General features: G+C 52.5%; 12 protein-coding genes. 5 read left to right on the top strand and 7 right to left on the bottom strand.

Annotated elements, in window-relative coordinates:
• Positions 1-12: 12 nt before the first annotated feature.
• Positions 13-189, bottom strand: a complete 177-nt coding sequence (locus tag H0248_RS07050) for a hypothetical protein (RefSeq protein ID WP_219609022.1) — start codon at positions 187-189, stop codon at positions 13-15.
• A gap of 557 nt (positions 190-746) precedes the next feature.
• On the opposite strand from H0248_RS07050, the gene arcA reads away from it, so the two are divergent.
• The gene (gene arcA / locus H0248_RS07045) at positions 747-1463 is read left to right on the top strand and encodes a two-component system response regulator ArcA (RefSeq protein WP_010300511.1); all 717 of its coding nucleotides are present in this window, start codon (positions 747-749) and stop codon (positions 1461-1463) included.
• Between the two features lie 55 nt (positions 1464-1518).
• Here the strand turns inward: arcA and creA are convergent, their stop codons facing one another.
• Positions 1519-2001 (bottom strand): protein CreA, encoded by a 483-nt coding sequence (gene creA, locus H0248_RS07040; RefSeq protein ID WP_039278144.1) that lies wholly within the window; start codon positions 1999-2001, stop codon positions 1519-1521.
• Between the two features lie 205 nt (positions 2002-2206).
• On the opposite strand from creA, the gene robA reads away from it, so the two are divergent.
• Positions 2207-3094: an MDR efflux pump AcrAB transcriptional activator RobA gene (gene robA, locus H0248_RS07035; protein ID WP_180785289.1), complete on the top strand. Its 888-nt coding sequence runs from the start codon at positions 2207-2209 to the stop codon at positions 3092-3094.
• Here the strand turns inward: robA and gpmB are convergent.
• Positions 3083-3733, bottom strand: coding sequence for a 2,3-diphosphoglycerate-dependent phosphoglycerate mutase GpmB (gene gpmB / locus H0248_RS07030; RefSeq protein WP_014916718.1), 651 nt, complete (start codon positions 3731-3733; stop codon positions 3083-3085). The two genes, robA and gpmB, sit on opposite strands and share 12 nt — an antisense overlap.
• A 50-nt stretch (positions 3734-3783) precedes the next feature.
• Here gpmB and yjjX point away from each other — a divergent pair, with 50 nt between their 5' ends.
• Positions 3784-4323: an inosine/xanthosine triphosphatase gene (gene yjjX, locus H0248_RS07025; RefSeq protein ID WP_180785288.1), complete on the top strand. Its 540-nt coding sequence runs from the start codon at positions 3784-3786 to the stop codon at positions 4321-4323.
• Between the two features lie 3 nt (positions 4324-4326).
• On the opposite strand, the gene trpR is transcribed toward yjjX, so the two are convergent.
• Entirely contained in the window at positions 4327-4674 is a 348-nt protein-coding gene (gene trpR, locus H0248_RS07020) for a trp operon repressor (protein ID WP_180785287.1), read from the bottom strand.
• 72 nt (positions 4675-4746) lie between these two features.
• Positions 4747-6681 carry a murein transglycosylase gene (gene sltY, locus H0248_RS07015; protein WP_180785286.1) on the bottom strand — a complete coding sequence of 645 codons (1935 nt, stop codon included), beginning with the start codon at positions 6679-6681 and terminating at the stop codon, positions 4747-4749.
• A gap of 345 nt (positions 6682-7026) precedes the next feature.
• Between sltY and ettA the strand changes: the two genes are divergently transcribed.
• Positions 7027-8694, top strand: a complete 1668-nt coding sequence (gene ettA, locus H0248_RS07010) for an energy-dependent translational throttle protein EttA (RefSeq protein ID WP_010300532.1) — start codon at positions 7027-7029, stop codon at positions 8692-8694.
• A 78-nt stretch (positions 8695-8772) separates the two neighbouring features.
• Here the strand turns inward: ettA and H0248_RS07005 are convergent, their stop codons facing one another.
• Complete coding sequence (locus tag H0248_RS07005; RefSeq protein WP_180785285.1) at positions 8773-10476, bottom strand: methyl-accepting chemotaxis protein; 1704 nt, start codon at positions 10474-10476, stop codon at positions 8773-8775.
• Positions 10477-10891: 415 nt separating this feature from the next.
• Here H0248_RS07005 and H0248_RS07000 point away from each other — a divergent pair, with 415 nt between their 5' ends.
• Positions 10892-11893, top strand: a complete 1002-nt coding sequence (locus tag H0248_RS07000) for a zinc-binding alcohol dehydrogenase family protein (protein WP_180785397.1) — start codon at positions 10892-10894, stop codon at positions 11891-11893.
• Between the two features lie 53 nt (positions 11894-11946).
• On the opposite strand, the gene serA is transcribed toward H0248_RS07000, so the two are convergent.
• The gene (gene serA, locus H0248_RS06995) at positions 11947-13179 is read right to left on the bottom strand and encodes a phosphoglycerate dehydrogenase (RefSeq protein WP_180785284.1); all 1233 of its coding nucleotides are present in this window, start codon (positions 13177-13179) and stop codon (positions 11947-11949) included.
• Positions 13180-13349: the final 170 nt, after the last annotated feature.

Genomic DNA, 13349 nt, shown 5'->3' with positions numbered 1-13349 from the left:
CCTCAGTATGGGTTACATGCGTTTTGGCAAGAGTTCATCTGCTCGCCAAACAACGCAGCCCTGCAATTGATAACAATTTATTGATGACGACGATTTGTTGATAACGGCAATTTGTTGGGCATCACGGTAAAAAATTAACAATAAACCAACAACATTTTCGGCATCAATTCGGCCTTCGGTAGGAAACATCGATGAGTCCAAAATATGGGCGGGAAGATAAAACCCTAATAAAAACAAGGTAAATTACCTTACTTCAATAAGTTATAAAACTACCAGCGACTGTGTAGCGCCAATTATGATTATTGGCATTTGCTATGCTAAATCGTTCATAAAAAGTGCTAAATTGTGACGTAAACTGGCAATCTTATAAGTGTTTATCACAAAATAGTTAACGTGCTAAAATGAAATTTGATATATGTCAACAGAACCGTAGATTTATCAGCAGGCAAAATCTGTGCTTACTGTTATGTTGCTGTTAATAAGGTTAAACTGTGCGCCACTTTGAGCGCAGTTAAATTAGCGCCACGCTCATCCGCTAGCAGTACCTCTAAGCGGGTAGAGAATGAACACCAGTAACGCATTTACGTACTTGAGTCTGACGTTGAGCGAGGGCGTAGTCTACCTCGATAAGCTCCAGGGAAATACCCAGAATAACTGGCGTTGTAGCCAGCGGGCCAGCAGGGTATGACAGCGACTTCTGTACTTCCGATTTCTATAATTTAAGTTGGCAATTTTAGGTAGCAAACATGCAGACGCCGCACATTCTTATTGTTGAAGACGAGCTAGTAACTCGTAATACCCTCAAAAGCATTTTTGAGGCGGAAGGATACGTTGTTCACGAAGCCACTGATGGCGCAGAAATGCACCACATTTTGTCCGAGAACGACATCAATCTGGTGATCATGGACATCAACCTGCCAGGAAAGAACGGCCTGTTGCTGGCACGTGAATTGCGCGAGCAAGCCACCGTTGCCTTGATGTTCCTCACCGGCCGCGACAATGAAGTCGATAAGATCCTCGGTCTGGAAATCGGTGCGGATGACTACATCACCAAACCGTTCAACCCACGTGAACTGACGATCCGCGCACGTAACCTGCTGTCACGCACCATGAATCTGGGCAGTGGCACCGAAGAGCGTCGTCTGGTGGAAAGCTATCGTTTCAACGGCTGGGAACTGGACATCAATAGCCGTTCTCTGATTAGCCCGGCTGGTGAACAATACAAGCTGCCGCGCAGTGAATTCCGCGCCATGCTGCACTTCTGCGAAAATCCGGGCAAGATTCAGTCCCGTGCAGAACTGCTGAAAAAAATGACGGGCCGTGAGCTTAAGCCGCACGACCGTACCGTTGACGTCACCATCCGTCGTATCCGCAAGCACTTTGAATCTACAGCCGATACGCCGGAAATCATCGCGACGATCCACGGTGAAGGCTACCGCTTCTGTGGCGATCTGGAAAATTAATTCCCTTCAGCCGGAGCAGGCTTCTGTTCCGGCTGTTTTCCCTTCTTACCGCACGTTATTCACTCTTTCCCCACGGCATAACTGGCACTGCGCTTAACGCATTCTTCGGCGATCCATCGACTAAACGATCGGAGTAAGCAAGATAGATCAGCGAATTGCGCTTTTGATCGTAAAATCGAACAACCTGCAATTTCTTGAAAACCAGCGATGTTCTTTTCTGGAACACCACGGATCCGCGATCGCCGCCGTTTTTGATTTTATCGGACAGCGTAATCGGCCCAACCTGCTGACAGGAAATAGCGGCGTCCGACGTGTCTTCCGCCAGCCCTAACCCGCCTTTGATTCCGCCCGTTTTGGCGCGGCTAATATAGCAGGTCACGTTTGATACATCCGGATCGTCAAACGCTTCCACTACGATCTTATGATCCGGCCCCAGCAGTTTAAAGGCCGTATCGACAGATCCTACTTCTTCCGCACTGACAACGCCGGCGGTGGACAGCAATAGCAGACCCGCTCCCATGATGCGCTTTATGTTCATATTCCAGGTCCTGTGACAATTCATAACAAACGATTAATAACCACAATTAAAAAGGGGATGAGCAAAATAAACCGCTATAATCTCCCTCCTTATCCAAATTACCTGCGGAACATTTTCAAAAATCTTCGGCAGTACCAAAGTGAAAATATTGCTATGATGCGGGATCTCAATACGCTCGCGCTCAATGTGTTTGATGAGGAAGATTATGGATCAAGCCGGTATCATACGTGACTTGCTTAACTGGCTGGAAAGCCATCTCGACCAGCCGTTATCACTCGATAATGTGGCGGCGAAAGCGGGTTATTCCAAGTGGCATCTGCAAAGAATGTTCAAAGATGTGACAGGTCATGCCATTGGTTCATATATCCGAGCGCGGAGATTGACCAAAGCGGCGGTTGCACTCTGTCTGACCAGTCGCCCTATCCTGGATATTGCCCTGCAATACCGTTTTGATTCACAACAGACGTTTACCCGCGCGTTCAAAAAGCAGTTTGCACAAACGCCTGCGTCTTATCGTCGTTCCGATAACTGGAACACGTTCGGTATTCGCCCGCCGATCCGGCTTGGTGAATTTACCCTGCCACAGCCGCAGTTTGTCACCCTGCCAGAAACGCAGTTGCTTGGGCTAACGCAGACCTATACCTGTCGTCTGGAACAGATTTGTAATTTCCGTACGGAAATTCGCGTCCACTATTGGCGTCAGTTTTTGGGAGAAACCCGCAGCGTCCCACCAGTGCTTTACGGGCTACATCATTCACAGCCGAGTAAAGAGAAAGACGACGAGCACGCAGTGCTCTACACCACCGCGCTGGAGCCGCAGTATCTGCCTGATGATATCCACGCGGGCGAACCCATTACACTACCGGGCGGCGACTACGCGATGTTCGTGTTTGACGGCCCGACCGACGAGCTACAGGATTTTATTATCAGCCTGTATGACACCTGCCTGCCGACCTTCCAGCTCACGCGCCGTAAAGGGTTCGACGCCGAGCGTTTTCACCCTGGTCATGATGCAGATGGGGAAATACCCGACATCATCCGCTGCGAGTATTTTATCCCCATCCAACATCCAGAACCGCTATCAGCGCTGTAATTCATCCAGTGCCGGAATATCCAAATGCGAAATATCTCCGGCCGTTTCCACCACCCATCCCGGTGCCAGCCACGGGCTTTGCTGATAATCGATGCGCGACAGGGAGCAGTTGCGTAGACGCAACCGCCGCTCCGCCGATGCGGGTAACCCCAGAACCGTACTCAGCAGGCACCCCAGCGCCATACCGTGGCTAACCAGCAAAGGACGGCTTCCCGCGGGCAACGCCAGACAACGTTCCAGAACGCCGTGCATGCGCAATGCCACATCAACCATCGACTCGCCTTCTGGGATGCGGCCATCAGGCGTGCCATCCACCAGCCCTTTACGCCATTTTTCTTCCTCGGCGGTCAGCGAATCCAAATCGCGGGCTTCTAAGACGCCCATGTTCAATTCACGTAACCCTGGCTCCAGGATTATCTGGCAATCACCACAAGATTTAGCGATGATTTCTGTCGTCTGACGCGTTCTTCCGAGATCGCTGGTAAAAATATGCGTAATCCCTAACGTCCTGATTCGTCCAGCAACTTGCTGTGCCTGTTGCTCACCTCTTGGCGTCAGCGCACTGTCCGATTGACCTTGAATACGTCGAGCCACATTCCATTCTGTTTCGCCGTGGCGAACAAGATATACCTGTAACATGGTTATTTTCCGTTATACTGCGTCAAATTAACTAAAGGTACGAAACTGTTATGTATCACGTTGTTGCTGCAACTACCAACCCGGCAAAGATTAAGGCTATTACTCTGGCATTTACCGATGTCTTTGGTGCAGAAAACTGCCGCATCGAAGGCGTTGACGTCGACAGTGGCGTCCCGCGCCAGCCTCTCGGCTCTCTCGAAACCCGTACGGGTGCCAGAAACCGCGTCATGATGGCACACCAAGTGCGGCCGGAAGCCGATTTTTGGGTCGGTGTCGAAGCAGGCATTGAAGAAAGCATGACGTTCGCCTGGATGGTGATCGAAAACGCCCACCTGCGTGGCGAATCACGTTCTGCAAGCCTGGTTCTTCCAGAAAGTATATTACATGGTATCCGTGAAGGGCGGGAATTAGGCGATGAAATGGAGCGTTTGACGGGCGTTCAGAATATCAAACATAAAGGTGGTGCCATCGGCGTTTTTACCGACGGCAAATTGTCACGCACCAGCGTGTACCATCAGGCGCTACTGCTGGCGCTGGTGCCGTTCCATAATCCGATCTATCAGATTCCCGTCCAGACAGCGAAACAGTAATCGTTACGCGTCGCCACTCAACGGCTTATCTGCCGACAGCAACTGCGCTTCCAGCCAGCTTTTTAACGCGGGGGGCGCGGCTTTCAGACTGTTTGAACCGCGCGTAATCGTCGCAATTCCCGCACCTAACTCGCTTTTCAGCTCACGCTGGCTCATATCACCCCGCATGAGCTCCTGTATAATTCGCACCCGCGTTCCTAACGCTGTACGCTCATCCGGCGTCAGCAGGAGTTGAAGCAGCGGCAATTGAAGATCCTCTGCGATAGACTGCTGCAATAGCGCAACAAAGCGTAACCAATGCTCATTGTCTTGTTCAGAAAGTGCCGGGTCGATAAGCGATAACGGAGTCATAACGGGCTGCCATACTATTTAACTAGTACGGCAGCATAACACAATTTCAGGCCACGAGCGCAACGCCACGTCTCAATAACGCCGCTGCCATTCCGCATCCGTCAGCACACTGGCTGGCTGATTAAGGAAATAGCGATAGAAGACGTCATACGCCAGCACATTTTTCACGTAGCCCCGTGTTTCCGAGAACGGAATACTTTCGATAAACGCAACAGGATCGATGCGCCCAGCGCTGTTCCTTAGCCAGGTATTCACACGCGACGGCCCGGCATTGTAAGCCGCGGAAGACAGAATGCGGTTACGGCCGAATGTCTGGTACACGTACTCCAGGTAATTCGTTCCCAACAGGATATTGGTTTCGGGATCGAACAGTTGGCTGCTGTTCGTATAGAACGTGATATTACTCATTTTAGCCGTATGCTGTGCCGTCGCGGGCATCAACTGCATCAGGCCCGATGCGCCAACCGGGGAACGCGCTTTCGGATTCCAGGCACTTTCCTGACGAGCAATCGCCATTGCATAGCTCTGGCTGATGCCTTTCCCCTGTGTTTCACGGCGGAATTCATCGTTCCAGGCCAGCGGGAAACGCTCTTCCAGATGATCCCACAGCTTCGCAACAATCGTCGCCTGCACGCTCAAATCCGCCCAGCGCTGCTCAAATGCATAGCGAGCCAGCGCTTCCTGCTGCGGTTTGCTGCGATTCCCCACCAGCCCAACCCACTCGTTACGTGCCAGATTATCCATCTGCCAGAACATCAACTCCCGCACGCGGGTGATTTCTGGTAGCTGAGACAAAGAAGGGTCCGGCTTCACCGCCGTCATGACAGTCATGGGATAGCGCTCGTTCAGTTTCTGCGCCGCCGCCATAGGATAGAACCCGCGATCCTGCATCAGGCTGCGTAATAGCGTCTCGCCTTCCTGCCGTTTGCCCTGATCCAACAGCACCGCCGCACGCCAGTAGCGCCATTCGTCTTTCTGTAACGCATCCGCGGGCAAACGCGCCATCCAGCTCGTTAGCCCCTGACGATCGCCGTCTCCCAGCGCCATACGTACGCGGCGTTCTAGCAACGTGGTCGACGTGCTCTGCCGCACAACGCCATCCCGCCACTGCGCCTGCTCTGGCGTGGCATCGTTGCCCATAAAACGCCAGGCTATCGTTTCTTCCATCTCCTGACGTTCTGCCGCACTCATTTTCTGCAAACGGGCAATGACCGGCAGCATCGAACGGGCATTATCCGCATCCTGACGCGCTGTGCGTGTAAAGGCCGACAGCGTGACTTTACGCGTAAAATCCGTTGGCCCAACGGTACGAGCAAAGCTCTCCAGCGAATTCGGATCGTTCTGGAGTTTTAGCAGCGCATCGCCCATCGTTTTATAATCGTCGGGTAACTGCTTGAGGAGATAGCTCACCAGACTGCCGCTGCCTTCGTCCATCGCCAGACGCGCGCGTTCCAGCGTCGTTAGCGGCGTCTGTTCGCCGGCCTGCTGCCAGACGGAGAAGAGTTTATCGCACACGGTAGGGAGCGAACGCCCTGTCAGCCAGATATCACGCGTGGCTTCCCACACGCCCTGGCGCTGACCGGTTGCCCACTGGGCGTAATAAAAGTTACAGCGGGCGCTGACCGGCTTCGGCGGCTGAGGGCTAAATGCCAGCAGCCCAATCCAGTCCTGACGACGCGCCAGTTCATTCACAAAGCTGGTCGTCAGGTTACGGGCGGGCGGCAACGTCGGGTGCGTTGCCATAAACTGCTTCACCTGCGTCGCACTGACCTGACTCAGATCCTGCGTGAGCGAGCGATATTCAAGATAAGGATAAAGTGGGTAACTGCGCAGTGTCGGCATCAACTGTGCGACCGTGTCCATCTGGTTGCTGTCCCATGCTTGCTTAACCTGCTGATAGCGCTGACGCTGTTCGTCCAGAGAATCCGCCAGCGCATGGCTGGAAATCCCAGCCAGACATATCGCCGAAACGGCGTACCACCAATGACCCGCTTTTATCACCTGCATTAACCTCATCCGTTATCGAACTTGCTATCGGCGTCCTTCATCGTATCGATCCCCCTATCCTATCGGGCAGATCCAGTGTGGCACATCATGCCAGACAACGATATGCCGATCCGCAAACCGATTCTGAAATTCATCACGCGGTCTACGTCTCAGATCGGCCATGGCAAGTCGCCGGATAGCTGGGATCGCGGGCTGAAACCCGCTACACTTCATACTTAGAATAATCGATCCGCTGCTGGGGTATTTCTCTGGCGGCATCACTGAGTATTAAGTAGCGTAGTGCTACATATGGTCACCCGCTTATGGTGACAAATCATAGAGATAAGAGAGAGGCGAAGTCGCAACGTGGCTCAATATGTTTATACCATGCATCGCGTCGGTAAGGTCGTACCGCCGAAGCGTCACATTCTGAAAAACATCTCCCTCAGTTTTTTCCCCGGTGCCAAGATCGGCGTGCTGGGTCTGAACGGAGCCGGTAAATCAACGCTGTTGCGTATTATGGCTGGCATTGATACGGACATCGAGGGCGAAGCTCGCCCACAACCTGGAATCAAAATCGGCTATTTGCCGCAGGAGCCGCAGTTAAACACGGAGCATACCGTCCGTGAATCCGTGGAAGAAGCGGTGTCTGAAGTCGTCACCGCGCTGAAGCGCCTTGATGAAGTCTATGCGCTGTATGCCGACCCGGATGCAGACTTCGATAAATTGGCCGCCGAACAAGGCCGACTGGAAGAAGTCATTCAGGCGCACGACGGCCATAATCTGGACAACCAGTTAGAGCGTGCCGCCGATGCGCTGCGCTTGCCGGAGTGGGATGCGAAAATCGCCACTCTGTCTGGGGGCGAACGTCGCCGCGTGGCACTGTGCCGTCTGCTGTTAGAAAAGCCGGACATGCTGCTGCTCGACGAACCAACGAACCACCTGGATGCCGAATCGGTAGCCTGGCTGGAGCGCTTCCTGCACGACTTCGAGGGCACCGTGGTGGCGATTACTCACGACCGTTACTTCCTCGATAACGTCGCAGGCTGGATTCTGGAACTGGACCGCGGCGAAGGGATTCCGTGGGAAGGCAACTACTCTTCCTGGCTGGAGCAAAAAGATCAGCGTCTGGCACAGGAAGCCTCTCAGGAAGCGGCACGCCGTAAATCCATTGAGAAAGAGCTGGAGTGGGTGCGTCAAGGCGCGAAAGGCCGTCAGTCGAAAGGTAAGGCACGTCTGGCACGCTTTGAAGAGCTGAACAACACCGAATACCAGAAACGTAACGAAACCAACGAACTGTTTATTCCACCAGGTGCTCGCCTCGGCGATAAAGTGGTGGAAGTCACCAACCTCAGCAAGTCTTACGGCGAACGTCAGCTCATCGACGGGCTTTCTTTCTCCGTACCGAAAGGCGCGATTGTCGGTATTATCGGCCCGAACGGTGCCGGTAAATCAACGCTGTTCCGCATGATGTCGGGTCAGGAACAGCCGGATGGCGGCTCGATTGAGCTGGGTGAAACGGTGAAACTGGCGTCAGTTGACCAGTTCCGTGACGCGATGGACAACAGCAAAACCGTCTGGGAAGAAGTGTCTGGCGGGCAGGACATCATGCGTATCGGCAACACCGAAATGCCAAGTCGTGCTTACGTTGGCCGTTTCAACTTCAAAGGGGTTGATCAGGGTAAACGCGTTGGCGAGCTGTCCGGTGGTGAACGCGGTCGTCTGCATCTGGCGAAGCTGTTGCAGGTCGGCGGCAACGTGCTGCTCCTCGATGAACCGACCAACGACCTGGATATCGAAACCCTGCGCGCGCTGGAAAACGCCCTGCTGGAATTCCCAGGCTGTGCCATGGTGATCTCGCATGACCGTTGGTTCCTCGACCGTATCGCAACACACATTCTGGATTATCAGGATGAAGGTAAAGTGGAATTCTTCGAAGGTAACTTTACCGAATACGAAGAGTACAAGAAGCGTACGCTGGGTGCCGATGCGCTGGAACCACACCGCATCAAATACAAAAAGATCGCTAAATAAGCCGTCATCGAACGTGATAAACAAATGGCCCGCAACTTGCGGGCCATTTTTCTTTCCAATACGGCTTCACTTACTCGATCAGAACGTTTCCCAGTTTTGACTATCGCTGCCTTTGCTACTGGCTCCGGCGAGGGCCATCGCTGGCGCTAAGCGCGATTGCGGTGCCGCCTTCGGTAAGGACGATTCCAGTCTCTGAGACACGCCAGCCAGCTTGAATACCGCGACAGCCTGCGTTAGACGTGCAGCCTGTTCTTCAAGTGAAACGGCAGCCGCCGAGGCTTCCTGTACCAGCGCCGCATTCTGCTGCGTCGCGCTATCCATTTCAGACACGGCCTGACTCACCTGCCCAATGCCACGGCTCTGTTCGTCAGAAGCGGAGGCAATTTCTCCCATGATGTCGGTCACGCTGACAACCGCGCGGACAATCTCACCCATAGTCGTACCCGCTTGAGACACGAGCCCAGACCCGGTATCCACCAGTTGACTCGATTCGCCAATCAGCCCTTCAATCTCTTTCGCTGCTTGTGCGCTGCGCTGTGCCAGGCTACGGACTTCACCCGCCACCACAGCAAAACCACGCCCTTGTTCACCTGCCCGCGCGGCTTCTACCGCCGCGTTCAGCGCTAGAATATTGGTCTGGAAAGCGATGCTATTAATGACGGATGTGATTTCGGAAATACGGCGTGAACTGGTCGCAATATCCTGCATGGTGTCCACCACGCTCTTCACAATCTGCCCGCCCTTCTCCGCTTTTTCAGAGGCATTTTTCGCCAATTGGCTGGCGTGGTGGGCATTGTCAGAGTTCTGTTTCACCGTCGCGGTCAGTTGTTCCATGCTCGCGGCGGTTTCCTCCAGCGCGGCCGCCTGCTGCTCGGTACGCGAAGAGAGATCGACGTTACCCGCCGTAATTTCTGACGACCCTTGATAAATCGAATCCGCACCTTCGCGCACGATCGTCACCGTATCCGTCAGCTCTGCCTGCATGTTCTGGATATTCGTTCCCAGAATACCGATTTCATTACGTCCCATCACCATCGGCGGCTGCGTCAAATCACCCGCTGCGATCTTCTGGATACGATCAACCAGTCTGTTGACCGGCGCGAGAATCACATTGCGCACCATAATGTAGGCCATGATCGCCATAATGATAGACAGGACAAACGAACCCGCCATCATCCAGTAACCCAGCTTGGCATTATCCGCCGCACGATGATTGATATCCTGCGCAGCTTGCGTGAGTTCATTCACTTTCTTGCGTACTGGAACACTGAACGCTTCATCTAACTGACGGGCTAGCGTACTTTCCAACGTGATCGTATCTTCAAATTCCCCGTCGTTTGTCGCTTTCTGCATAGCCAGAATCGCGTTATCACGGTAGTTGGCGTATGCCTTAAGAATCTCGTCATCCAGCGCGCTTTCACTCTCCAGTTTGTCTGGACGCGCGAGGTATTCATCAAGACGCTTCTGTGAGGCTCTGATTCGACCAATTGCCTGGTCTGAAGCGGATTTAAAGACTTCATGATCGCTAATACGGTTTGCTGCACCCGCTTGAATAAGCAACAATCTGGCAACGCGCAGTTGATCGAGACTGCTGTTGATACCAGCCCGAATGTCAGACAACTCATTAGCCTTATCCAATGAATCATTACTTTGTTTTAAGAAATAGCTCGCTGTGCCAATAGAAAGCGCAAATAAAATCAGGATAATTGAAAAAAGAGTAATAAATAACGAAACGAGACGTATATTGTTGATATAACTCAACTTCTCTTTTTTAACAGACATCGATTGCATTCTCATTTTCACCATCACTGGTCTACATTATCTCTGCCATTGCTGGTGCGGCAGAGCCCAGATATCACTGTGACAATAATGCCACGCAGGACAAACCTTTCATAAAAAAGTCAAAAGGAACCAAGGGGAGTTATCGGCATTTCCAATCCAATACGTACCTAAAATAAGTTGATGCCAATCACGTTTCAATAAAAATTGAAAAATACCTAAAAAAATGAAACAAAAATATTATGGGCATGACTATCACTGCGGCTTCTGCAAAAACGTTGAGTAATCATCCAGCGCGCGATACGGCATTATTTATTGTCCATCTTATCAGCCCTATCTCTTTGCTCTACAATGGGTTTTATTCAAAAACATGTCTTATTCACAAGACCGTATTCTGAAAATTAATGAGGAACAGACCATGACCGCTCATGCGATAGCTGTTGATCCACAACAGCCAGAAAATTTCATTGCCATCACGCAGGATATTCCCGAGCCCGGTGAATACGATCTGTTGGTCGGTGTAAAAGCCATTTCCGTCAATCCGGTGGATACCAAAGTTCATGCTGGGTTACGTCAGAATGGATTACAGCAGCCACGAATTCTCGGCTGGGATGCCAGCGGCGTCGTGCTGAAAATCGGCAGCGCGGTTAACAACATTCAGGTCGGTGATGAAGTCTGGTACGCCGGCGATATCACCCGCCCCGGCAGCAACACCACCCATCAGTTAATTGATTCACGTATCGTAGCGCGCAAGCCGGTGTCTCTGGACTGGGCAGCGGCGGCCGCACTGCCGCTCACGGCGCTGACCGCCTGGGAAGGCTTATTCGAGCATTTGAAAATACAGCAGGCCGACAGCAACAAAACGCTGCTGATTATCGGCGGTGCAGGCGGCGTAGGGTCTCTCGCGATTTCTCTGGCGGCATTGCGCAGTTCGGTAAATATTATCGCCAGTGCGTCACAGCCTGACTCAGCAGCGTGGTGCCGCCAGCGCGGTGCCCATAAGGTCGTGGATTACCGTAATCTGGTCGAGTCTCTGGAAAAAGAAGGGATCAAACAGGTCGATTACATTTTCTGCCTGAACGACACGGACGGCCACTGGGATGCCATCAGCAAACTGATCGCGCCGATGGGCCACATCTGCACCATCGTGGAAAACAAAAATCCGCTCGACCAAACGGCGCTGAAGCTCAAGAGCGCGGCGCTGCACTGGGAACTCATGTTTACCCGCAGCATGTTCACTACACCGGATATCGCGGAACAGGGGAATATTTTGCACGAAGTCGCACAACTGGTTGATGCAGGAAAACTTCAGGGAACCGCCAGCGAAACGCTACAAGGGTTAACGGTAGATACGCTGAAGCAGGCTCACGGTAAAGTGCTGGAAGGGCATATGCGCGGAAAGATCGTTATCGCGCTTTAAAAACGCAGCCAGCCCCAAAAGGGGCTGGCTGTTTATTCACTGATTAAAACGAATCAGAACAGCAGACGGGCACGAATGGTGCCAGGAATGGCTTTCATCAGTTGCAGTGCCGTTTGCGCACCGTCAGTTTCGACATCAATGACCACATAACCAATTTCAGGTGTCGTTTGCAGATACTGCGCGGCAATGTTAATGCCCTGCTCAGCAAAGATCTGGTTAATTTTGGTAATCATGCCAGGACGGTTTTCATGGATGTGCAGCAGGCGGCTGGCGCGTGCGCCATGGACAGGCAGCGACACTTCAGGGAAATTCACCGCAGACAGCGTAGAACCGTTGTCTGAATATTTCGCCAGTTTTCCAGCGACTTCATCACCGATATTTTCCTGCGCTTCCTGTGTGGAACCACCGATGTGCGGCGTCAGCAGCACGTTGTCAAATTCGCACAGCGGCGACAGGAATGGATCGCTGTTGGTTGCTGGTTCCTGTGGGAATACGTCAATCGCCGCACCGGACAAATGCTTGCTTCTCAATGCGTCACACAATGCAGGGATATCAACCACCGTGCCACGGGCAGCGTTAATCAGGATTGAACCCGGCTTCATCAGCGCCAGCTCTTCCGCTCCCATCATATTCTGCGTGCTGTCATTTTCCGGCACGTGCAGGCTCACCACGTCGCTCATATTCAGCAGGTCGGACAGATGACGCACCTGCTGAGCATTACCCAGCGGCAATTTACTTTCGATATCATAGAAGTAAACGTGCATCCCTAGGCTTTCAGCCAGAATCCCCAACTGGGTACCGATATGGCCGTAGCCGATGATCCCCAGCTTTTTACCGCGCGCTTCAAACGAGCCCACAGCCAGTTTGTGCCAGATACCACGGTGCGCTTTCGCGTTGGCCGCTGGGATACCGCGCAGCATCAGCAGCATTTCGCCGATCACCATTTCTGCCACGGATCGGGTATTGGAAAAAGGTGCGTTAAATACCGGGATACCACGCTTGGTCGCGGCCGACAGCTCAACCTGATTAGTCCCGATACAGAAACACCCTACCGCGATCAGTTTTTCCGCAGCAGCAAAAATCTCTTCTGTCAGATGGGTACGCGAGCGGATACCCACAAAATGCGCATCGCGGATGGAGGCTTTCAACGCCTCAGGCTCCAGCGCACCTTTATGGAACTCGATGTTGGTGTAACCCGCTGCACGCAGGTTATCCAGCGCGCTCTGATGCACGCCTTCCACTAACAGAAACTTAATCTTGTCTTTTTCCAATGATACCTTTGCCATTTCCCGACCTTATTTTCAGACTTCAAATGTGACAGAGTGCTCAATAGCTTCTGCCAACATAACAAAAATTACGCAGTCAGCAATACAAACGATTGCTTCGCCCAAATCGCGCCACACAGGAGCGCGCCTGATTTATGGCAAAAAATATTGCCAAAGATGTGCATCGCCAT

Source organism: Pectobacterium brasiliense, from assembly GCF_013449685.1.
GTDB classification, from domain to species: domain Bacteria; phylum Pseudomonadota; class Gammaproteobacteria; order Enterobacterales; family Enterobacteriaceae; genus Pectobacterium; species Pectobacterium brasiliense_A.
This window is presented reverse-complemented; position numbering and strand designations above follow the sequence as displayed.